Origin of the sequence: Alkalilacustris brevis (genome assembly GCF_003350345.1) — a bacterium.
Lineage (GTDB): Bacteria > Pseudomonadota > Alphaproteobacteria > Rhodobacterales > Rhodobacteraceae > Alkalilacustris > Alkalilacustris brevis.
This window is the reverse complement of sequence record NZ_QNVJ01000070.1, coordinates 60824-80917: the sequence shown is the minus strand read 5'-3', so window position 1 is coordinate 80917 and position 20094 is coordinate 60824. Positions and strand designations below refer to the sequence as shown.

Below are 20094 nucleotides of genomic sequence, written 5' to 3'. Positions count from 1 at the left end.
GCCCCCAAACGTTTCTCCCACGCGGGGGCCACTGTTGCGGCAGGCCTGACGGCTAGCTTCGACCGCAGCCGATCCGGCCAACCGGCGGGAACCCAGAATGCAAGACGTTTCGAGCTGCCGGCGACACGGCAGGGGTGGAAACTCATGTCAAATCTCAACTGAATGCGAGACACAACCCATGACCGAACGACATCCGTTTCACACACTTCTTCCCCAGCAAGCAGCGTCGCTGCGCCGTCATGCGCTGAAGCTCACATCCAACCAACATCGGGCAGAGGATCTGGTTCAGGACACGCTTCTGAAGGCCTGGGTCAACCGCGACAGCTACCGCCCCGATAGCCATTTGCGCGCCTGGCTGTTCACGATCCTTCGCAACACGTTCTTTTCGCAGCTGCGCAAGTATCGTCGCGAAGTCGAGGACGCCGGGGGCGCCATGGCCGAAACCCTGTTCGAAGAGCCGCGTCAAGATCATGCGCTTGCTCTGCAAGAGCTGATTTCAGCCATTGCCCTGCTGCCGTATACCCAGCGTCGACCGCTTGTGTTGATGGGGGCCTACGGGTTCTCGCAACTGGAAGCCGCCGATGCCTGCCAATGCACGATCGGCACGATCAAGAGCCGCGTAAGTCGGGGCAGAGCCACGCTCAACCGGACTATAGCGCATGACGAGGCGGCAAATCATGCGCAAATGCCGCGCACCAGTGCGATGCCGCGCCCGGCCGGAGCGCATCGCAAGGCGTCGGCTGCGGTTCTGGTGCCTGAAGGAGCCGGATCATGCTGAAGCGACAAATATTGCTGAACATGGTCAAGAAATCGGTTGTTGCACGCGGCACTGCTTATCGCCGGCGTGTCACCCTTGCTGGCGGTGGCATTTCCGGCGCGGCCGCCGCGGCCGCTGAGCGCTCTGTTCGCCGTGAACTCCGCCGTGCTCTGGCCCGAGCATGTGCCGGTCGTCTGCAACCGGGCGGGTCTGGGCGCTGCCGGGCTATTGGCTGATGCAGGCCAGTCTGCAGGGTGCGGTGCTGGCCTTCCGGCGCGAAGTTCTGCCGGCGGGGGCCAAGGCGGGCGCCGGCATCGCGGCGTCTTGGGGATGGGAAAATGCACCAGCATGGCGTGGATCGGATGGCCAATGAGGGCAACCGCAGACTCGGTGTCACGATGTCTCACGGCGTCGACGACAGGACTTTGGCCAGCGCCAGACGTCGCGGATGTTCTGGGTGGCTCTTCCTCGGGTCGTATGATGGTACTTCCACGCCGGGGCTGGACAGGATTCTGCGCGGCGGGGTGATCGCGGCGGTTGTATTGACGGTTTCTGGCTGCGACGGTCCGCTCTCGACCTTAGAACCCGTAGGTCCGGTCGCTCGTCCCCTCGCCCAGCTTGGCTGGTGGGTGTTCGCGGGCGGCGCAGTGCTGCTTGCGCTGATGATGGGACTTCGGGCGATTGCGGCCTGGCGACCGCTGCGGGGCGCGCAGGTGTCGGGGCGAAGCTGGATCATCTGGGGTGGGCTCGTGCTGCCTGCGCTGGTGCTGCCGCCGCTGGTTGTGGTTTCGCTCATTGCGGGAGTAGGACTGTTGCCATCGGACCCTGTGCCGCGGATCGAGGCCGAGGCCGGGCAATGGAACTGGACTTTTCGCTACCCCGATCATGGCGGGACGCAGACGGTGGACATCCTGCATCTGCCCAGCGGTCAGCCGGTAGACATCATCATCACCAGCCGCGACGTGATCCATTCCTTCTGGGTACCACGCCTTGCGGGCAAGATGGATGCCGTGCCAGGCCGCGTGAATGTGCTGCGCCTGATAGCCGGCGCTCCGGGGGCGCTGGAGGGGCATTGTGCCGAATTCTGCGGGCTGGAGCATGGCCACATGCGCTTTGATGTACATGTCCATGACCCGGCCGAACTTGCTGCCGTCCTTTCCACGTCCGAAATCGCACAAGCGCCTTGATCTGCGCCGGCCCAATCCGGCTGCGCAAGGCACTGATTGGAAAGGCTGCCGCCCAAACCAATGATGAGCCTTGGCCGGTGGTCGGCCACCTGTGCAACCTGTTCGGCGAAGAGGAGTGTTACAGCCTCTTCAAGACCGCAGGATATATGAAAGAAACCGAGCGTGCAGAAGCGGCACTGCGCCCTCGCGCCGTGGGCGGCCGTTCCGGCCTTTGAATGGCTGAAGCCGCGAACCATTCCCAAGACCAGCCCTGTCTTGCGGATAGGTAGGAACGGAACCGAGCGCGGGAAGTTGTTCTTCTGCAGAGGCGCGGAGACGCGCCGCAGGGGGAAGCAACCGCATGAGGCAGCAGCGCTGGATCGACACCGACACGATCCTGCTGACGGCGGGGCTCCTTCTTGTCGGCTACTTCGTCCGTGATGTGCTGCTTCTCGTATTGCGCCAGCGACGGATCTGGTCGGCGCTCTTGCCATGCACCCGGTCGGCAGCCAGTGTCCAGAACAACTCCAGCGCACGGCTGACCGTGATCGGTGGCGCCTCCGCACCGCCCAGGAGTGCAGCGGCCTCAATATCCCGGGGTTTTTGATCTCGGCCGCGGCCCTGCGCTGCCACCGCCTCGATTCGCTCAACAAGGTCGTAGATCGGCAGATTGGCGACGCGACCTGCTGTGAGATAGCGATAGCCGCGCACCTGGGCGAGTTCCCGGGCGGCCTCGAACCTCCGTTCGGCATCCGCGCTGTCTCCGGCCAGTCGCGCTTCCCATGCCTCGATCATGTCGGCCCAGATGTGCTCAGCCTATTGGCGGGCTATGGATTCGGAATCGGTGTGTAGGCTGACCCATACGACATTGCGCGGTTCAACCCGGTGATAACGCTTGGGAACCCGCTTGCGCAGGTGCCATGTGTCGCCGCGGCGGATGACCGGAGGCTTTCTCATAGAGACCTTTGTTGCGCGATGTCCGGGCTGGGGGCAAGCCCTTGTGTGGCCCGCATATGTGCAGCAAAATGGGTGCAAAATGGGCGGCAAATTATCGCCCCGTCGCCGTCTTGGTTAAATTATATATTTATTTTCAGCTACTTAAGATTGAGGGAATGGCGCACCGGGGAGGATTCGAACCCCCGGCCCCCAGATTCGTAGTCTGGTGCTCTATCCAGCTGAGCTACCGGTGCGCGGTGAGGGCGATCTACCTGTCCGCGCGGGGCTTTGCAAGGGGAGAATCCGCATCTTGCTGCCCGTTGGCCGCAGAACCCGACACTTCGGCAGAGTCGCCGCCTTTCGGCAACCGGATCATGAACTCGGTGCCGTCCTCGTCGCTGCGGCGCAATTCCAGCCGGCCGCCATGTCCGCGCACCAGCTCGGCCGAGATCGCCAGTCCCAGCCCGATGCCGCCCTGGCGCGCACCACCCTGAAAGGGCATGAACAGATGCTCGCGCGCCTTCTCGGGCAGCCCTGGCCCGGTGTCGCCCACCCGGATCCACCAGTGGTTGTCATCCTCGCCCGCGCCAAGTTCGATGGTGCCCGGATCTCCTGTCGCCTCGATCGCCTGGCGGGCGTTACGCACCAGGTTCGACAAGATACGGAAAAGCTGCTCGGCATCGGCGCGGATCATCAGGTGCGGGGGCACATCGGTGATGAATTCGACCTGCCCGCCCTCGGCCGCGCCAAGCTGTTCGTTCTCGACCACGTCAGCCACCAGCGGGCGCAACGGCAGGCGTGCGAGGCGCGGCGGGGGCTCTTCGGCCTTGCCGAAGGCGAGCGTGCTTTCACACAGGTTCACCGCCCGCGCTAGCGAACCCACCAACTTGGGCGCGGCGCGGGCCACGGCCGGGTCGTCGCTGCTTTCCATCCGGTCGGCGAACAGCGAGGCGGTGGTAAGGATGTTGCGCAGGTCATGGCTGACCTTGGCCACCGCACCGCCCAGCTGCGCCAGCCGGTCCTTTTGGCGCAGCGCCGTGGTGAGCTGTCGCTGCAACCCTTCCAGCGCGTCCTCGGCCTCGCGCAGTTCGCGCACGGTGGAGGTGGGGGTGATGATGCGGCGCGCGTCCTCGGGCGCCGCGGCATAGGCGGTCATATGGTTCACCACGCGCCGGATCGGTGTGACCATCAGGTAACGCACCGCCAGGAACAGCAAGAGCGCGGTGAGCACCGAGATCACCGCCGAAAGGATCAGGATGCGCGCGCCATATTCCAGCATCTCCTGCCGCATCGGCTCGGTCTCGGTCGTGACCTCGATCAGCAGCCCGGCTTCGCGCACCGGGTCGCCGATAACGCGGATGACCCGGTTTTCACGGTCGAACAACACGGACATGCCGTCGCGGATCAGTTCAAAGGGCCCGGGGTCGCGCAGGTCATATGTCGCGTGGATCGGCGCCGGTATGGGCGAGGACAACACCAGCTCGCGCAGTGCATCACGGCGCAGCACCACGTTGAAAACGCCGGCGTTGGTCAGCAGTTCTTCCTCGAGTTCTTCCGAAATGACCCCTTCGGTTGCCAGGAGCGCCAGCGAGGCGATCTGCGCCCGTTCAAGCCGGGTGAGCAGGTAATCCTCGCGAAAGCGTGCAACCGAGGGCACGAGAATCAACACTTCGGCCAGCATGACGAAGATCACCGTCAGCATTAGGAAACGGCCTGAGAGTGTATTCAGAAACATGCCCTCGCCCTTTGCGGGCCTTCAGGGCAGCACCCTCTGCACTGTCCTGACGACCCTCTTCACAACAGGGTTATCAAAGAGTTTAGGGGAAAAATAGGCTGAGGCTGCACGTTTGTTCAGTTCATTCAGCGTGGGATATGGCAGAACCGTTGCGGCAATGGCACTCATCTTCAGCCCCGCCGATATGGCCAGCGCCCATGTGGCGATCAACTCGCCGGCCTGCGGCCCGGCGATCGCCGCCCCCACGGGGCGGCCGCGCACCACCATTACCTTGACCAGGCCATTGCCGTGCCCTTCGGCGCGCGCGCGGTCGCTTTCGGTATAGGGTATGCGCAAGACGGTCAGCGCCGCATCACCGTGGCGGGCGCGAGCCTCGGGCTCGCTCAGGCCGACATGGGCAAGCTCGGGGTCACAGAAGGTGACACGCGGTATGTGCCCTTCGCGCACGCGCGCAGGCAGCCCGAACAGGGCCGAGCGCAGCACGACCCCCGCCTGATAGCCCGCAAGATGGGTGAACTGCCCCCGTCCGGCGACATCGCCCAGCGCATAGACCCGCCGGTTGGACGTGCGCAGCCCGGCATCGACCGTGATTCCACTGTCATCGTGGCGTATACCGGCGCGATCCAGGTCAAGCCGTTCAACATTCGGCTTTCGCCCCGCGGCCACCAGCAGGTGCGAGCCATGCAGCACCGCGCCGGTATCCAGTTCGGCCTCGATGGCGCCTGCCGTGCCGCGCAGCCCCTCCAGCGCCGTTCCTTCGTGGATCGTGACCCCTTCGGCACGCAGCTTCTCCAGCACGATCGCGGCCAGCTCGGGGTCTTCGCGGCCCAGGGCGCGCTCAGCTTCGATCACGCTGACCATGCTGCCAAGGCGCCTGTGCGCTTGTGCCATCTCAAGCCCGACGGGCCCGCCCCCCAGCACGATCAGGTGGTCCGGACGCTTGCGCAGGGCGAAGATGGTCTCGTTGGTCAGGTAAGGCACCGCGTCGAGCCCGGGAACAGGAGGAGCCACCGGGCGCGAGCCGGTCGCGATCACGAAACGCCGCGCGCGGATTTCGAAATTCCCGGCAACAACCGTGCGCGGGCCGGTAAAGCGCGCCCAGTCGCGAATCACCTTCACACCAAGGCCTGCAAAGCGTTCCTCGCTGTCATGGGGGGCAATCGCGGCGATCACGCCCGCGACATGATCCTTGGTCGCGGCAAAATCCATCACCGCCCCGCCCGGCGCCGTGACCCCGAAAGGCGCGCCCGCCCCAACCGCATGGGCCGCGCGCGCCGCCGCGATGAGCGATTTGGAAGGCACACAGCCGTGATTGAGGCAGTCGCCGCCCATTTCGCCGCCTTCGATCAGCACGACGCGGGCGCCCATCTGCACCGCGCCCGCCGCCACCGACAACCCGCCCGAACCTGCGCCGATCACACCGAGGTCCGTCTTGATCCGCTCCATCTTTCCCTGCCTTCCCTGTCAGTCGAGCGGCGGACGGCGCCGCAGCGCCCGCACCACCAGCGGCAGCGCTGCAAGCGCCGCCAGCCCCAACAATGGCCCCAGGATGGGCCATTCGAACATGATCCCCAGGTCAGGGGTTTCACCGCGCTCGATCACCTCGCCCAGACCGGCGCCAACCCATGTATAGACAAGCCCGGCGGGGATGATGCCCAGAAAGGTTGCCGCCGCGTAGGGCGCCAGCCGCATCCCCACCAGCGCCGGCAACAGGTTGGCCACGAAAAACGGCACCGCGGGAATCAGGCGCACGGTCAGCAAGGTGGAGAATGCGTTTTCCTCGAGCGCGGCCTTGAGGCGCCGTGCCCGCCCCTTGCTTGCGTCGATTCGCGCGGCAAGCTGGTCGCCAAACCCCGCACGCACCGCCAGAAACAAGGCGACAGCGCCCAGCGTCGCCCCGGTCACGTTGAACAGGACACCGGGAAACAGCCCGAACAGAAAACCCCCGGTGAGCGACGCAACCGTCCCGCCCGGCAGCGAAAACGCGACCACCGCGACATAGGCCGCGACAAAGGCCAGCGCTGCCCAGGCATAATGGGCATCTCGAAAGGCGGCCAGCGCCTCGCGATGGGCGGCCAGCGCCTCGAACCCGACCTGGTCGCGCAAAAACAGCGCGCCGAATATCGCGACCACGATGATAATGGCCAGTGGCAGACGCCGCAGGACACCGGCGCGGAAACCTGTCATGCTTTCACTCATGCGGCAACTTCCTCCTGAGGGTACTTACGCACGGGGCACCGCAGGGGTTATGATTTTTCGTTGCGATCACGCCGGCTTGATTGCGGGTGTTGCATGCCGCCACACATAGGCAGCGGATCAATTGACTTGGCCGCCAAGCTCGCCTAAAGACCGGGCTTCAAAGTTTCAGCGTGGCCGTTCCGGTCAGGGCGGGCCGCGCAGACCAGAGGACACCAAGCGATGAAACGCACCTATCAACCCAGCAATCTGGTTCGCAAGCGGCGCCATGGCTTCCGCGCCCGCATGGCCACCAAGGCCGGCCGCAAGATCATCAACCTGCGTCGCGCCCAGGGCCGCAAGAAGCTCTCGGCCTGATCGCGCACGAGGCGCGCCTGATCGCGGGCGCGTCAAGCCGCAAGGGGCATGTCGCATGACGCCGCCGGACGCAGACGTGGCAGGGCATCGCGCCGGGGCCACCGATGCGGATCCGGCGGTTTCTTCATGTGCGGAGGCCCTGCCCGCGGTCGAGACCCTGCGCCGCCGCAGCGATTTCCTGCGTGCCGCCCGCGCCCGCCGCCAGAGCGCGGCAAGCCTGCTTTTGCAGGCGCGCAAACGCCGCCCCGACGAGGGCGCGCCCGCCGAAGTGATCCGCGTGGGCTTCACCTGTTCGCGCAAGATCGGCAACGCCGTCACCCGCAATCGCGCCAAGCGCCGCCTGCGCGCCGCCGCGCGCGCGCTGTTGCCCCGCCTGGGGCGTCCGGGGTGGGATTATGTTCTGGTCGGCCGCCCCGGCGCCACGAATGAGCGCGACTTTGCCCTGCTGCTGGACGATCTGCACCGCGCGCTCGAACGTATCCACGCGCCCCGTCCGCAGGCGGAACGGTCATGACCCCCGGCGCCTGGCTGCTTTCGCTGCCGGTTCGGGCCTACCGGCTGCTGTTTTCGCCCTGGGTCGGGCATAACTGCCGCTACCAGCCGACCTGTTCGGCCTATGCCCTGGAGGCCCTGAATCGCCACGGGGCGCTCAGGGGCGGGTGGCTGACGATCCGGCGGATCGGGCGCTGCCACCCCTGGGGCGCATCCGGCTATGATCCGGTGCCCGGCACCGACCCCGAGCATGACAGGGACAAACGCAAGGATGCCTGAAACCGATACGCTGCCCCGCCTGCTGCGCAATGCCCCCGACAGCGCCGAATTCGGCAAGCTGCGCAAGCGCATCATCCGCGAAACCCGGGCCGCGCTCCAGGATTACGGCATGGTCACGCCCGGTGCGCGCTGGCTGGTGTGCCTTTCGGGCGGCAAGGACAGCTACACCCTGCTGGCCGCGCTGACCGAGTTGCAATGGCGGGGCCTCCTGCCGGTCGAGTTGCTGGCCTGCAACCTCGACCAGGGGCAGCCCGGCTTTCCGGCGACCGTGCTGCCTGATTTCCTGAGCGAGCATGAAATCCCCCACCGGATCGAGTATCAGGACACCTATTCGATCGTGACAGCAAAGGTGCCGCAAGGGCGCACCTATTGCGCGCTGTGTTCGCGACTGCGGCGCGGCATCCTCTATCGCATCGCGCGCGAAGAGGGCTGTTCGGCCGTGGTTCTCGGACATCACCGCGACGACATTCTCGAAACCTTCTTCATGAATCTCTTTCATGGCGGGCGGCTGGCCACCATGCCGCCGAAACTGGTCAACGAAGAAGGCGACCTTCTGGTGCTGCGCCCGCTGGCCCATGTGGCCGAGGCCGATTGCGCCCGCTTTGCCCGCGCCATGAATTATCCGGTCATCCCCTGCGATCTGTGCGGCAGCCAGGACGGGTTGCAGCGCATGCAGGTCAAGAAGCTGCTCGACGAGTGGGAAACACGCAGCCCCGGCCGCCGGCAGGTGATGTTCCGGGCGCTGATGAACGCGCGCCCCTCACACCTGCTCGACAGGGGCCTGTTCGATTTCGCGGCGCTCGCGCCGAAGGACGGCATTTGAGGAAAATCCTGCACAGAAAGCCCCTGGCACATTAACAAAAGCCCCAGACGACACGGCTAGCCTGCGCATCAGGTGGCATGACCGCCATCTGCCGAGCGAAGGAGCCGCCCGCAATGTCCGCCAACGCCCCGGCGCCGCGTTTTCTCATCAGGATGCTGCGATTCGCGCGCAGGCCCGAACTGCTGGCCTTTCTGCCCGCTATCACGCTGGCCGCGTTCTGGCTGGGGGGCGAGGATGCCCTGATTCTGACCGCGCTGGCGATCCCCGGCATCTATGCGCTGGCCGGGCTACTGGCTCCGGTGCTGCGGTCTGATCCGGACAGGCACGAGGCGCGCGACGCGCTCACCGGCCTTTTCCTGCGCAAGGCAGTGATCGAGCGGCTGGATGAAACATTCGCGTTGCCTGCAAATGACGGCCGCAAGAGCGCCTGCATCACCCTTTCCATCGACAATGCCGGGGATGTGTCGCGCCATGAAGGCACGGCCGGTTTCAGCGAGATGCTGCAAGTAACAAGCACCCGCCTTGCCACATTCCTGCGTGACAGCGACACCCTGGCGCGGCTCGACAATGCCAGCTTCGCCGTTGCGCTGGCACCGGGCTACCGGCTCGATCTGGAAAGCACGCTGCAACTGGCCGCCCGCCTGCAGGAGGTGGTCGAGGCGCCGCTGTCGATCAACGGCAACACCATCCATCCGGTCGCAAGCGCGGGCTTTGCGCTACCCGATACCATCAACAGCCCCGATGGCGCGACCCTTCTGGAGGCGGCTGAACTCGCGCTGGATGACGCCCGGCGCAGCGGGCCGGGCGCGATCCGGGCCTATACCCCGGCCATGCGCAAGGCGCGCGCCGACCTGCTGGCCCTGCGCAACCGCTTTGCGCCCGCCCTCGAAAACGGCGAACTGCGCCCCTTCTTTCAACCGCAGATTTCCACCGATACCGGCGAAGTCACCGGATTCGAGACGCTCGTGCGCTGGCACCATCCCGAGCGCGGCCTGCTCACCCCCGAACAGTTTCTGCCCGATTTGCTTGCCTCGGGCCTGGCCGAAAGACTGGGCGAGGTAATGCTGAGCGGCGCGCTACGTCAGCTTGCCCATTGGGAGGCGCGCGCGCTCCACATTCCGGGTGTGGCAGTGAATTTCGCGCCCGAGGAACTGCGCAATCCCCGTCTGCCTGAAAAGGTGCAGTGGGAGCTAGACCGCTATGGCCTTGCCCCCGAGCGGCTGACCGTGGAGGTGCTCGAAACCGTCGTCGCCCAGGCAGGGGATGACATGGTGGTGCAGACCCTGCGGCGGCTTGGCCGCCTTGGCTGCCGGATCGATCTGGATGATTTCGGCACCGGGCAGGCCTCGATCAGCAATATCCGGCGATTCGGCGTAACCCGCATCAAGATCGACCGCAGCTTCGTCACCCGCATCGACGAAGACCGAGACCAGCAGCGCATGGTTGCCGCGATTCTCTCACTGGCCGAGCGGTTGGGGCTGGAAACCCTGGCCGAAGGGGTCGAAACCCCTCAGGAGCACGCCATGCTCGCACAACTGGGCTGCCACAGCGTGCAGGGCTTCGTCATTGCCCGGCCGATGGCCGCCGACGCCGTTGCCGGCTGGATACGCAGCCATCGCAACCGCCTTGCCATAACCGATATCGCAAGCCACCCATCCGGCCGCCGCCTGGGTTGAGCACACCCGCCCACCAAAAGGGGCAGCTGTTGCCTGCGCCGGAATTGCAGGCAGGCGGCGACGCCCCGGCGCCTCACGCGCCCGAGCGAGCATCTTGCGAACACCCCGGCGCGGCACCCATCCGGCAAAGCTTTGCCGGGCGCACGGCCCTTCTTCTTGGCGAAAATATCCTCGCCGAAGGCATCCGGCGCGCGCCAAATGTGCATCCTGCCGAAACAGAGTGACAGAATGGCATCCCGCCCGCGCATCACAGCCAGGCCAGCGGCACCCGAAACCGCGATTTACGTCCCCGCAGCTTGTCCAAGGTGGCGTGCCCCCGCGCCATCGCGTGGGCCTACGCCCCGCGCACAGCCGGGTGAGTCGGGGAAAAGCGCTTGACGGCGGCGACGCGGCCCTGTTGAACGGCGCACGAGTCAAAATCGACGGGCACGGGTTTTCATGGACGATCAGAACAAGAACCTCCTCCTCGCCACGGTCCTCAGCTTCCTGGTGATCCTTGTCTGGTTCGTGGTGTTCCCGCCCCCCGAGCCGGCCCCGGAAAGCCCCGGACAGGAGGCGGTGATCGAAGGCGACGGGCTCACCCCGCCCCCCGCGCCAGGTGAGGCACCGGGCGAGGCGCCCGCTGCGGGCGAAAGCGAAGCCCCCGATGAAACCGCCGACACCCCGCGCCTGGCGATCGAAACCCCGCGCCTGACCGGGACGATTTCGCTGATGGGTGGCCGGCTCGATGACCTGTCGCTGCGCGACTATCGCGAAACGCTGGACGAGGACTCGCCGATCGTCCAGCTGCTCAAGCCGGTCGACGGCCCCGAGGCCTTCTACGCGATTTACGGCTGGGCGCCCGGCGGCGCGCTCGATTTCGCCGATGTGCCCGGCCCCAACACCGAATGGAGCTTGCGCGAAGGCGAAACCCTCGCCCCCGGCCGGCCGCTCATCCTGGAATGGGAAAATGCGCGCGGCATGACCTTTCTGCGCCGCTTCGAGGTTGACGACAACTACATGTTCTCTGTCACCCAGAGTGTCGTGAACAGCACCGAAGGCGATGTCCGCCTGGCGCCATACGGTATCATCGCCCGCCATGGCGAGCCCTCCGATACGACCAATTTCTTCATCCTGCATGAAGGCATGTTGCAGATGTCGGATGGCACACTGAACGAAGACAGCTATTCCAACATGACCAGCTACCGCTTCCTCGAGCGGGAAGGCGCCAATGCCGAGCACACCGAGGTCGAATCGAACGGCTGGATCGGGTTCACCGACAAATACTGGATGGCCACGCTGATCCCGCAGCCGGGCCAGCCCTTTACGGCGGTGTCGCGCTATGTCGAAAGCCGCGATGTCTATCAGACCCGTGTCGACATGCCCGCCGTGACCCTTGCGCCCGGCGCGGGGCATGAAGTCACCACCATGCTGTTCGCCGGCGCCAAGGAATGGACGACGATCCGCAACTACCAGAACGACCTGGGCATCGACCGTTTCGTCGACTCGATCGACTGGGGCTGGTTCTTCTTCCTGACCAAGCCGATCTTCGCGGTGCTCTACTGGATCAACGGCTTCATCGGCAACATGGGCTGGTCGATCATCGCGCTGACCTTCATCATCAAGGCGGTGCTGTTGCCGCTGGCCTGGAAGTCCTATGTCTCCATGGCCAAGATGAAAGAGCTGCAACCCGAGATGCAGGCGATCAAGGAACGCGCTGGCGACGACCGCCAGAAGCTCCAGCAGGAGATGGTCAGGCTCTACAAGGAAAAGAAGGTCAACCCGGCCGCGGGCTGCCTGCCGATCCTGTTGCAGATCCCGATCTTCTTCTCGCTCTACAAGGTGATCTTCGTCACCATCGAGCTGCGGCATGCGCCGTGGTTCGGGGTGTTCCAGGATCTGTCCGCACCCGACCCGACCTCGCTCATGAACCTCTTCGGGCTTCTGCCCTGGGGCACGCCCGATCCCAACAGCATCATGGCGCTGATCTTCATCGGCATCCTGCCGATCTTGCTGGGCGTGTCGATGTGGCTGCAGATGCGGCTCAACCCCGCGCCGCCCGACAAGACCCAGGCGATGATCTTCAACTGGATGCCGTGGGTCTTCATGTTCATCCTGGGCGGTTTTGCCTCGGGGCTGGTGCTCTACTGGATCGCCAACAACGTGATCACCTTCTCGCAGCAGTACCTGATCATGCGTTCGACCGGGCACAAGCCTGATCTGCTGGGCAATATCCGCAGCAGCCTGCCCACCCGAAAAAGCAAGGACTCCGAGTGATGGCATCGGGTGGGTCTGCACCGGGCGAAATGACCGGGCGGCTTGCCCATGTCTGTCGCCACCCGATCAAGGCCATCGGTCACGAGGAACTGGCGCGCGTCCGGCTTGCGCCGGGCCGCAGGTTGCCGCTGGATCGCCGTTGGGCGGTCGCCCATGCAGAGGCCGACATCGCCCCCGGCCCCGGCGGCGTTATCGACAGCTGGGTGCCAAAGGGGCGGTTCTTGCGCGGGGTAGCCGCGCCCGAGCTTATGGCCATCCGCGCGGAAGCCACAGCGGAAGGCAATGACGCGCGCCTGGCCCTGACCCACCCCAAGGCCGGCAGGCTGGATATTCGCCCCGCCGCGCCAGGCGCGGGTAAGGCGCTGATTTCCTGGCTGCATCCGCTCTGGCCTGCTGACCTGCCCGCGCCGCAAGCGCTTGTCACATTGCAGGAGGGTGGGTTGACCGACCGGCCGGAACCTTTCGTTTCGCTGCTCAGCCTCGGCTCGTTGCGCGCGCTCGAGGCGCAGATGGGCGTGCCGCTCTCGATCCACCGTTTTCGCGGCAACCTCTGGGTGGACGGGCTGCCGCCCTGGGTCGAGTTCGATCTGGTCGGGCGCGAGATATGCATCGGCGCCACCCGTCTGCGCGTCGAGCGGCGCATCACCCGTTGCAAGGCCACCTGCGCCAATCCCGAAACCGGCGCGCTGGATGCCGACACGCTGGGGGCTTTGAAAGATGCCTATGGTCATCGTGACTTCGGTGTTTATGTGACGGTGCTTGACGGGGGCGAGATCAGCCCCGGCGATCAGGTTTTGATACCATGACAGACGCATGTCAGCATAACGGCCCCGACCCGGACATACTGCACCCGATGCCCGGCCACCCGCGCGTGGTGTTCCTGCGCCCGCTTGCACAAGGGCGGCCCAATGTCGAGGCTGGCGCCTACAGCTATTACGACGACCCTGACCAGCCCGAAGCATTTTTTGACCGCAACGTGCGCTATCACTTCGACTTTGTCGGCGACCGGTTGATCATCGGGCCGTTTTGCGCCATCGGGACCGGCGCACAGATCATCATGAGTGGCGCCAATCATGCGATGGACGGGTTCTCGACCTATCCCTTCAACATCTTCGCAAATGGCTGGGAGGCCGGTTTCGACCCGGAAAGCTGGGCGAAAGGCATGCGTGGCGACACCCGCATCGGCGCCGATGTCTGGATTGGCAGCGAGGCCTGGATAATGCCCGGCGTGACCGTCGGCCCCGGCGCGATCATTGCTGCGCGCGCGGTCGTCACCCAAGATGTCGCGCCATATGCGGTCGTTGGCGGCAACCCCGCACGCGAGTTGCGACAGCGGTTTGACGCAGATACCGTCTCTGCGTTGCTTGACATTGCCTGGTGGGCTTGGCCCGTTGCAAAGATCACCCGAAACCTTGGCGCCATTCGCGGTGCCGATATCGACGCCCTGAGGGCCGCCACATGACCACGCTCCCCTTCCATATCGCCGAGGAACCCGACGCGGCCGAACTGGAGCGCGGGCGCAAACTGTTTGCGGGCCAGGTCGATTTCCTCAAGGGGGTGGTGGCGATGTCGGGGCTGCCGCCCGCCGACCGGCCAGAGGTCTGTTTCGCGGGGCGCTCGAATGTCGGCAAATCGAGCCTGATCAATGCGCTGACCGGCCGCAAGGCGCTGGCACGCACCTCCAACACTCCCGGCCGCACGCAGGAGATCAACTATTTCACCGCTGGCGAAAGCCATTACATCGTTGACCTGCCCGGCTATGGCTTTGCCGAGGCGCCAGTAGCAGTGGTCGAGAAATGGCAGCGCCTGCTCAAGGACTATCTGGCCGGGCGGCCCACATTACGCCGGGCTTTCGTACTGGTGGACCTGCGCCACGGGCTGAAAAAGCCCGACACCGAGATCATGGGCCTTCTTGACCGTGCGGCAGTGACGTTTCAGGTCGTGCTGACCAAGGCCGACAAGGTCAATGCCGCAACCCGCGAAAAGAACCTCGCCCAAGTGCGCGCGGGGCTGGCCAAACACCCCGCGGCCTTTCCCGAGCTGGTGCTGACCTCTTCGGTCACAGGCGAAGGCATTCCCACCTTGCGGGCGATCATCGCCGCGCAAGCCTGAGCGCGGCAAAACCGCTACGCCAGCACCCGCCACCCTTGGCAGCGGCGCCGCAACCGGATACCAGAGCGATCATTCCTCGAAAGCCCCGCCAATGAAGAAGCAGACCGCCATGACCCGTGACTGGATCGCCACCGCCCGGACGCTCTCCGAGGCCCTGCCGTACCTGCAGCGCTATACCGGCGCCATCGTGGTGATCAAGTTCGGCGGCCACGCGATGGGCGACGAGGATGCCATGGCCAGCTTTGCCCGCGACGTGGTTCTGATGCGCCAGGTCGGCGTCAACCCGGTGATCGTGCATGGCGGCGGGCCGATGATCAACGACCTGCTGGGCCGGCTGGGCATCACGTCGGATTTCGTGCGCGGCAAGCGCGTGACCGACGCGGCCACCATCGAGGTGGTCGAGATGGTTCTGTCGGGGCTGATCAACAAGCGCATCGTGCAGGCGATCAACGATCAGGGCGGCAAGGCGGTTGGCCTTTCGGGCAAGGATGCGCGGCTGATCACCTGCTCGCCGGATGACCCGGACCTGGGCTTTGTCGGCCGCCCCGACGAGGTGAACCCCGAAGTGCTTACGCGGCTGTTCGATGCCGGGATGATCCCCGTCGTGGCCCCCATCGGGCACGGCCGCGCGGGTGAGACCTTCAACATCAACGGCGACACCGCCGCTGGGGCACTGGCCGCCGCGCTGAAGGCCGACCGGCTGCTGCTGCTGACCGATGTGGCGGGGGTCAAGGATGCCTCGGGCGAGGTGATCACCGACATGAAACCCGAACAGGTGCGCGCGCTGACCGAAGCCGGTGTGATCGCAGGCGGGATGATCCCCAAGACCGAAACCGCCCTGGCCGCGATCGAAGGCGGGGTGCGGGCGGTGGTCATCCTCGATGGCCGGGCGGCCAATGCCTGCCTGCTGGAGCTGTTTACCGAACATGGCGCGGGCAGCTTGATTCGCGGCCCCCGTTCGGCACCGCGAAACAGTCAGGCGCCAGCCCAGACGCAGCCATGACAACCAGGCGGGATACGATCAGCATCGCCTCGGCCGCCTACCCGCTGGAGTGGCATGAAAGCTGGGCTTCGGTTGAAGAAAAGCTGACCCGCTGGGTTGGCGAGGCCGCTGGCAAAGGTGCCGATCTGCTGGTCTTTCCCGAATATGGCGCGATGGAGCTGGCCTCGCTTGCCGGCGCGGCGGCGGCTGCCGACCCGAAGCGCGCACTGGCTGCGGCAGCCGAACGGCGCGCGCAGGCCGATGCGCTGCTCGCCGCGCTTGCCGCGAAACATCGGGTGCACATCCTGGGCGGCTCCGGCCCGGTCTTCGACGGGATTGAGCGCCCGGTCAACCGGGCGACCTTCTTCGGCCCGGACGGCGTGCTTGGCCATCAGGACAAGCAGGTCATGACCCCCTATGAACGCGCACCGCTCGATGTCGTGCCGGGGAATGCGCTGACACTCTTCATCACCGAGTTGGGGCGCATCGGCATCCTGATCTGCTATGACAGCGAATTCCCCCTGTTTGCCCGCGCATTTTCCGAGGCAGGCGCGGAAATTCTGCTTGTGCCGTCCTGCACCGAAACCCGCGCCGGATTTACCCGCGTGCGCGTGGGGGCAATGGCGCGCGCGCTGGAAAACCAGTGCGTCACCGTCCATTCTGCGACCGTCGGCGCCGCTGAATGGTGCCCGCCAGTCGATCACAACATCGGCTGCGCGGCCATTTACGGACCGCCCGATACCGGCTGGCCAGACACCGGCATTCTGACGGAAACCGCGTTGAATGAACCCGGCTGGGCCTTCGCCAAGGTCTCGCGCAAGGCGATTGCCGAGGTCCGCAGCCAGGGGGGCGTGCGCAACTTCAGCCATTGGAATGAGCAGATCACGCGCTGCGCGCAGGTTGAAATCCGGCAAAGCGACGACAACCCCCTTGAAAAACAGGGCCAATAAGCGCATTTAAGCGCATGTTCGCAAATATGGGCGAGCGACAAGGTGATGGAGTGACAATGGCCAAGGAAGAATTGCTCGAATTTCCCGGTGTCGTTAAGGAACTCCTGCCGAACGCGACATTCAGGGTCGAGCTTGAAAACGGCCATGAAATCATCGCGCACACGGCAGGCAAGATGCGCAAGAACCGCATCCGTGTTCTGGCGGGCGACCGGGTTCAAGTGGAAATGACCCCCTACGACCTGACCAAGGGTCGTATCAATTATCGTTTCAAGTAAGGCCGTGCGGCTTGTTCTGGGGTCGGCCAGTCCGCGCCGCAGGGATCTGCTGGCGCAGCTTGGCGTGACACCCGACCGCATCGCGCCGGCGGATATCGACGAAACCCCCGTCCGTGGCGAGCTGCCGCGCAACTACTGCATGCGCATCGCGCTGGAGAAGTCGCGCGCGGTTGATGCTGCGGAGGACGAACTGGTGCTTTGCGCCGATACCACCGTGGCACTTGGCCGGCGCATCCTGGGCAAACCCTCGGATGCAGGTGAAGCCGCCGCCTTCCTCACGGCGCTGGGCGGGCGGCGCCACCGGGTCATCACCGCAGTGGTGCTGCGGCTGGGCGCGCGCATATGGCAACGTGACGTGGTAACAGCCGTGCGGATGAAGCGGCTCTCGGACAATGAACTCAACGCCTACCTGGCCAGCGGCGAATGGCGCGGCAAGGCCGGGGGTTATGGCATTCAGGGCCGGGCCGGGGCGTTCATCCCGTGGATATCGGGATCGTTCACCGGCGTCGTGGGGCTGCCGCTGGCTGAAACCGCGGCGCTGCTCGGGGCAGCGGGCTATCCGGTGTGGCCGGTATCATGAAGGGGGTCGCCGTTCTTCTGGGGCAGATGTCGGGCCGCACGGCCGCCGTGCGCATGATCGACGGCGCACTTGATGATCTGTTCATAGACCCGCCCGAAAGCGCCGGCCCCGCGCCGGAGACCCTGTTTCGCGGCACCGTTGGCCGGCCGGTCAAGGGGCTGGGCGGTGTGTTCGTGGACCTGCCCGGCGGGGCCTCGGGCTTTCTGCGGCAGGTCAAGGGGCTGCGGCCGGGGCAGCCGATCCTCGTGCAGGTTTCAAGCCATGCCGAGCCGGGCAAGGCCGTGCCTCTGACCACGCGACTGCTGTTGAAAGGCCGCTATGCGATCATAACGCCCGATGCGCCGGGGCTGAATATCGCGCGCGGCATTCAGGCACCAGAGACGCGTCAGACCCTGCAAACCCTGGCAGCGCGGGCCATGGCCGGCGCCCAGCCCGATCTCGGGCTGATCTTGCGCAGCGCCGCCGAGGACGCCGAGACAGCGGACGTATCCGCCGAGATTGCCGAGTTGCGCACGCTCAGTGAGGCCATTCTCGCCGATGTCGACGGCCCGCCCGCATTGCTTCTGGCGCCGCCCGATGCGCATCATTTGGCTTGGCGCGAATGGGCGCAGCCCGCCCCCGACACGATGGCCGAAGGCCCCGACGCGCTCGCCCGCCACGGCGCCGACGAGGCCATCACCGCCCTGTTGCACCCCGAGGTGCCACTGCCCGGCGGTGCCGGCATGGTGATTGAGCCGACCCGCGCGCTGATTGCTGTCGATATCAACACCGGCCACGACACCAGCCCGGCGGCGGGCCTCAAGGCCAATATCGCGGCGGCGCGTGAACTGCCCCGACAGTTGCGCCTGCGCGGGCTGGGGGGACAGGTCACGGTCGATTTTGCCCCGATGCCCCGGCGCGACCGGCAGGTGCTTGAACAAAGCCTGCGCGCCGCCTTTCGCCGCAGCGCCGCCGAGACAAGCCTTGCAGGCTGGACCCCGCTGGGCCATTACGAGCTGCAGCGGCGGCGTGACCGCCTGCCGCTGGCCACATCCCTCGCCCCGCAAGGTGACTGATGCACTGCCCGATCTGCAATCGCGAAACCGACCGCAAGTACCGCCCCTTCTGCTCGCGCCGCTGCGCCGATGTCGACCTGGGGCGATGGTTCTCTGGCAAATATGCGATCCCCGGAGAGGAGATCGGCAGCGAAGCAGAGGACGAAGAGCAATCTCCCGCGCCGCCTGCCCCGCGCCACTGACAATCTGCCGCGAGGGCACGGAATTTTTTGCCAACACCTCTGGACAGTATCCCGACCCTCGCCTAAGAAAACGCCACCCCAAGGCGGTAGCGCCAAAACCCGTGCCCGGGTAGCTCAGGGGTAGAGCAGTGGACTGAAAATCCTCGTGTCGGTGGTTCGATTCCGCCCCCGGGCACCATTTTTTTGCAGCAAGTGCCTGCTTTATAATAGAAATACAGGCATATACGTTGATCTTACCCCCCTAATTATCCACCCTTTGCGAAGTGGCCGGCTGAGGAAGTGCTTCCTTTCTTGTCCGGCCACAAACCCATCGGTACATCGGTGGGGAGGGTCCAGTGGTGAAGGCGGGGAGCTATGCGGGATTTTGGGTGACGCGGCGTGATCAAGCGGCGCGGTTTTTGGTGTCGGTTGCGGCGACACCGTCGGTGAATGTGACGCCTTCGATGACCATTGGCAACTGGTTCGCGCCCTTCAGCCGCCGCCACGTCTTCGCGGCGGCCTGAACGAGCTTGAACACCGTGAGCTTCACCGTCTTGTGCGACAGCGCGCCCTTGGTGCGCACGGTTCGGTGCCGGACGGTGGCGAACACGCTCTCGATCGGGTTGCCGGTGCGCAGGTGATCCCAATGCTCGGCCGGGAAATCGTAGAAGGTCAGCAGGGTCTCGCGGTCCTTGGTCAGGCACGTCACCGCCTTCTCATTCTTGGCGCCATATTTCTCGGCGAAGGTGTCCAGTGCGGCCTCGGCTGCGGCGCGGGTGTCGGCCTGCCAGATCTCGCGCAGGTCGGCCTTGACCGCCGGTTGCATCGATTTCGGGAACTTGTTGAGAACATTGGCGGTCTTGTGAACCCAGCACCTCTGGTGGCGCGTGCCTGCTGGCCGGCCGTCTTCAGTGCGACAAAGCGCATGGTGGGGCGCAGAGCCGCCTCCACGATCGCCTCGGCATCGGCCGCATCGTTTTTCTGGCGCTTGACGAACGGCTTGACATAGATCGGTGGGATCAGGCGCACGTCATGCCTCAGCTTCTCAATCTCGCGGCCCCATCCGTGCGCCGTCGCGCAAGCTTCCATGGCGATAACGCAACCTGGATGCTGCGAGATGAAGGCAAGCAGCTGACCGCGTGAAAGCTTCTTGCGAAATACCACGGACCCATCGTGGCGCGCCCCGTGTAGCTGAAAGACGCGCTTTGCCAGATCAATCCCGATGATGGTAACCTCAGACATGGGTGCTCTCTCCTTCTGCAATGGCTTCAACACACATCACATTGGCACATTGCGATGCCGTCAG

General features: G+C 65.3%; 21 protein-coding genes, 2 tRNA genes and 2 pseudogenes. 18 read left to right on the top strand and 7 right to left on the bottom strand.

The features are described 5' to 3' along the window. Positions 1 to 97 precede the first annotated feature (97 nt). Together DQ229_RS11790 and DQ229_RS11780 are read left to right on the top strand one after the other, a co-directional pair. Positions 98 to 778, top strand: coding sequence for a sigma-70 family RNA polymerase sigma factor (locus DQ229_RS11790; protein WP_238381058.1), 681 nt, complete (start codon positions 98 to 100; stop codon positions 776 to 778). A 377-nt stretch (positions 779 to 1155) separates the two neighbouring features. Next, positions 1156 to 1944: a cytochrome c oxidase subunit II gene (locus tag DQ229_RS11780; protein WP_238381057.1), complete on the top strand. Its 789-nt coding sequence runs from the start codon at positions 1156 to 1158 to the stop codon at positions 1942 to 1944. 405 nt (positions 1945 to 2349) lie between these two features. Here DQ229_RS11780 and DQ229_RS11770 read toward each other — a convergent pair whose 3' ends face one another. The 5 genes from DQ229_RS11770 to DQ229_RS11745 all read right to left on the bottom strand — a co-directional run bounded on the left by DQ229_RS11770 (position 2350) and on the right by DQ229_RS11745 (position 6793). After that, a complete protein-coding gene (locus DQ229_RS11770; protein WP_114966459.1) occupies positions 2350 to 2718 on the bottom strand; it encodes a hypothetical protein in 369 nt (122 codons plus the stop codon). Between the two features lie 318 nt (positions 2719 to 3036). Beyond that, a tRNA-Arg gene (locus DQ229_RS11760) sits at positions 3037 to 3113 on the bottom strand. Between the two features lie 14 nt (positions 3114 to 3127). Beyond that, complete coding sequence (locus DQ229_RS11755) at positions 3128 to 4594, bottom strand: sensor histidine kinase (RefSeq protein WP_114966457.1); 1467 nt, start codon at positions 4592 to 4594, stop codon at positions 3128 to 3130. A 21-nt stretch (positions 4595 to 4615) separates the two neighbouring features. Beyond that, positions 4616 to 6040, bottom strand: coding sequence for a dihydrolipoyl dehydrogenase family protein (locus DQ229_RS11750; RefSeq protein WP_114966456.1), 1425 nt, complete (start codon positions 6038 to 6040; stop codon positions 4616 to 4618). An 18-nt stretch (positions 6041 to 6058) separates the two neighbouring features. Beyond that, entirely contained in the window at positions 6059 to 6793 is a 735-nt protein-coding gene (locus tag DQ229_RS11745) for a TVP38/TMEM64 family protein (RefSeq protein ID WP_114966455.1), read from the bottom strand. Between the two features lie 219 nt (positions 6794 to 7012). Between DQ229_RS11745 and rpmH the strand changes: the two genes are divergently transcribed. The 16 genes from rpmH (at position 7013) to DQ229_RS11660 (ending at position 18987) form a co-directional block, all read left to right on the top strand. Further along, complete coding sequence (gene rpmH / locus DQ229_RS11740) at positions 7013 to 7147, top strand: 50S ribosomal protein L34 (RefSeq protein ID WP_114966454.1); 135 nt, start codon at positions 7013 to 7015, stop codon at positions 7145 to 7147. A 55-nt stretch (positions 7148 to 7202) separates the two neighbouring features. After that, on the top strand, positions 7203 to 7661 hold the full coding sequence (gene rnpA / locus DQ229_RS11735; protein ID WP_114966453.1) for a ribonuclease P protein component: 459 nt from the start codon (positions 7203 to 7205) through the stop codon (positions 7659 to 7661). Beyond that, positions 7658 to 7918 (top strand): membrane protein insertion efficiency factor YidD, encoded by a 261-nt coding sequence (gene yidD / locus DQ229_RS11730; protein ID WP_114966452.1) that lies wholly within the window; start codon positions 7658 to 7660, stop codon positions 7916 to 7918. The genes rnpA and yidD overlap by 4 nt, the downstream gene beginning before the upstream one ends. Continuing rightward, the gene (gene ttcA / locus DQ229_RS11725; protein WP_114966451.1) at positions 7911 to 8741 is read left to right on the top strand and encodes a tRNA 2-thiocytidine(32) synthetase TtcA; all 831 of its coding nucleotides are present in this window, start codon (positions 7911 to 7913) and stop codon (positions 8739 to 8741) included. Before yidD ends, ttcA begins: the two co-directional genes overlap by 8 nt. Positions 8742 to 8854: 113 nt before the next feature. Further along, positions 8855 to 10417 carry a putative bifunctional diguanylate cyclase/phosphodiesterase gene (locus DQ229_RS11720; protein ID WP_114966450.1) on the top strand — a complete coding sequence of 521 codons (1563 nt, stop codon included), beginning with the start codon at positions 8855 to 8857 and terminating at the stop codon, positions 10415 to 10417. A 438-nt stretch (positions 10418 to 10855) separates the two neighbouring features. Then, the gene (gene yidC, locus DQ229_RS11710) at positions 10856 to 12673 is read left to right on the top strand and encodes a membrane protein insertase YidC (RefSeq protein WP_114966448.1); all 1818 of its coding nucleotides are present in this window, start codon (positions 10856 to 10858) and stop codon (positions 12671 to 12673) included. Continuing rightward, positions 12673 to 13479, top strand: coding sequence for an MOSC domain-containing protein (locus DQ229_RS11705; protein WP_238381056.1), 807 nt, complete (start codon positions 12673 to 12675; stop codon positions 13477 to 13479). The genes yidC and DQ229_RS11705 overlap by 1 nt, the downstream gene beginning before the upstream one ends. 47 nt (positions 13480 to 13526) lie before the next feature. Continuing rightward, positions 13527 to 14135, top strand: coding sequence for a CatB-related O-acetyltransferase (locus tag DQ229_RS11700; protein WP_420796868.1), 609 nt, complete (start codon positions 13527 to 13529; stop codon positions 14133 to 14135). Continuing rightward, a complete protein-coding gene (gene yihA / locus DQ229_RS11695; RefSeq protein WP_114966446.1) occupies positions 14132 to 14785 on the top strand; it encodes a ribosome biogenesis GTP-binding protein YihA/YsxC in 654 nt (217 codons plus the stop codon). The genes DQ229_RS11700 and yihA overlap by 4 nt, the downstream gene beginning before the upstream one ends. 91 nt (positions 14786 to 14876) lie before the next feature. After that, positions 14877 to 15788 carry an acetylglutamate kinase gene (argB, locus tag DQ229_RS11690; protein WP_114966445.1) on the top strand — a complete coding sequence of 304 codons (912 nt, stop codon included), beginning with the start codon at positions 14877 to 14879 and terminating at the stop codon, positions 15786 to 15788. Positions 15789 to 15805: 17 nt separating this feature from the next. Beyond that, positions 15806 to 16717, top strand: coding sequence for a carbon-nitrogen hydrolase family protein (locus DQ229_RS11685; protein ID WP_114966483.1), 912 nt, complete (start codon positions 15806 to 15808; stop codon positions 16715 to 16717). A 56-nt stretch (positions 16718 to 16773) separates the two neighbouring features. Beyond that, positions 16774 to 16992, top strand: coding sequence for a translation initiation factor IF-1 (infA, locus tag DQ229_RS11680; RefSeq protein WP_021097168.1), 219 nt, complete (start codon positions 16774 to 16776; stop codon positions 16990 to 16992). Between the two features lie 4 nt (positions 16993 to 16996). Beyond that, positions 16997 to 17572, top strand: coding sequence for a Maf family protein (locus DQ229_RS11675; RefSeq protein WP_114966444.1), 576 nt, complete (start codon positions 16997 to 16999; stop codon positions 17570 to 17572). Then, positions 17569 to 18627: a ribonuclease E/G gene (locus tag DQ229_RS11670; RefSeq protein WP_114966443.1), complete on the top strand. Its 1059-nt coding sequence runs from the start codon at positions 17569 to 17571 to the stop codon at positions 18625 to 18627. The genes DQ229_RS11675 and DQ229_RS11670 overlap by 4 nt, the downstream gene beginning before the upstream one ends. Beyond that, positions 18627 to 18809 carry a DNA gyrase inhibitor YacG gene (locus tag DQ229_RS11665; RefSeq protein WP_114966442.1) on the top strand — a complete coding sequence of 61 codons (183 nt, stop codon included), beginning with the start codon at positions 18627 to 18629 and terminating at the stop codon, positions 18807 to 18809. The genes DQ229_RS11670 and DQ229_RS11665 overlap by 1 nt, the downstream gene beginning before the upstream one ends. 103 nt (positions 18810 to 18912) lie before the next feature. Then, a tRNA-Phe gene (locus tag DQ229_RS11660) sits at positions 18913 to 18987 on the top strand. Between the two features lie 204 nt (positions 18988 to 19191). On the opposite strand, the pseudogene DQ229_RS11655 reads toward DQ229_RS11660, so the two are convergent. Together DQ229_RS11655 and DQ229_RS11650 are read right to left on the bottom strand one after the other, a co-directional pair. Further along, positions 19192 to 19680, bottom strand: a pseudogene (locus DQ229_RS11655) (transposase); the annotation flags it as partial. Then, positions 19671 to 20030, bottom strand: a pseudogene (locus DQ229_RS11650) (IS110 family transposase); the annotation flags it as partial. The pseudogenes DQ229_RS11650 and DQ229_RS11655, both read right to left, overlap by 10 nt. Between the last annotated feature and the right edge of the window lie 64 nt (positions 20031 to 20094).

Coding starts and splice junctions, on each gene's coding strand:
- DQ229_RS11720 (WP_114966450.1), top strand. CDS start 8,855: ATGTCCGCCAACGCCCCGGCGCCGCGTTTTCTCATCAGGATGCTGCGA.
- ttcA (WP_114966451.1), top strand. CDS start 7,911: ATGCCTGAAACCGATACGCTGCCCCGCCTGCTGCGCAATGCCCCCGAC.
- DQ229_RS11770 (WP_114966459.1), bottom strand. CDS start 2,718: ATGATCGAGGCATGGGAAGCGCGACTGGCCGGAGACAGCGCGGATGCC.
- DQ229_RS11705 (WP_238381056.1), top strand. CDS start 12,673: ATGGCATCGGGTGGGTCTGCACCGGGCGAAATGACCGGGCGGCTTGCC.
- DQ229_RS11745 (WP_114966455.1), bottom strand. CDS start 6,793: ATGAGTGAAAGCATGACAGGTTTCCGCGCCGGTGTCCTGCGGCGTCTG.
- DQ229_RS11670 (WP_114966443.1), top strand. CDS start 17,569: ATGAAGGGGGTCGCCGTTCTTCTGGGGCAGATGTCGGGCCGCACGGCC.
- argB (WP_114966445.1), top strand. CDS start 14,877: ATGAAGAAGCAGACCGCCATGACCCGTGACTGGATCGCCACCGCCCGG.
- DQ229_RS11790 (WP_238381058.1), top strand. CDS start 98: ATGCAAGACGTTTCGAGCTGCCGGCGACACGGCAGGGGTGGAAACTCA.
- DQ229_RS11665 (WP_114966442.1), top strand. CDS start 18,627: ATGCACTGCCCGATCTGCAATCGCGAAACCGACCGCAAGTACCGCCCC.
- yidC (WP_114966448.1), top strand. CDS start 10,856: ATGGACGATCAGAACAAGAACCTCCTCCTCGCCACGGTCCTCAGCTTC.
- DQ229_RS11700 (WP_420796868.1), top strand. CDS start 13,527: ATGCCCGGCCACCCGCGCGTGGTGTTCCTGCGCCCGCTTGCACAAGGG.
- rpmH (WP_114966454.1), top strand. CDS start 7,013: ATGAAACGCACCTATCAACCCAGCAATCTGGTTCGCAAGCGGCGCCAT.
- DQ229_RS11755 (WP_114966457.1), bottom strand. CDS start 4,594: ATGTTTCTGAATACACTCTCAGGCCGTTTCCTAATGCTGACGGTGATC.
- yihA (WP_114966446.1), top strand. CDS start 14,132: ATGACCACGCTCCCCTTCCATATCGCCGAGGAACCCGACGCGGCCGAA.
- DQ229_RS11780 (WP_238381057.1), top strand. CDS start 1,156: ATGTCTCACGGCGTCGACGACAGGACTTTGGCCAGCGCCAGACGTCGC.
- infA (WP_021097168.1), top strand. CDS start 16,774: ATGGCCAAGGAAGAATTGCTCGAATTTCCCGGTGTCGTTAAGGAACTC.
- yidD (WP_114966452.1), top strand. CDS start 7,658: ATGACCCCCGGCGCCTGGCTGCTTTCGCTGCCGGTTCGGGCCTACCGG.
- DQ229_RS11750 (WP_114966456.1), bottom strand. CDS start 6,040: ATGGAGCGGATCAAGACGGACCTCGGTGTGATCGGCGCAGGTTCGGGC.
- rnpA (WP_114966453.1), top strand. CDS start 7,203: ATGACGCCGCCGGACGCAGACGTGGCAGGGCATCGCGCCGGGGCCACC.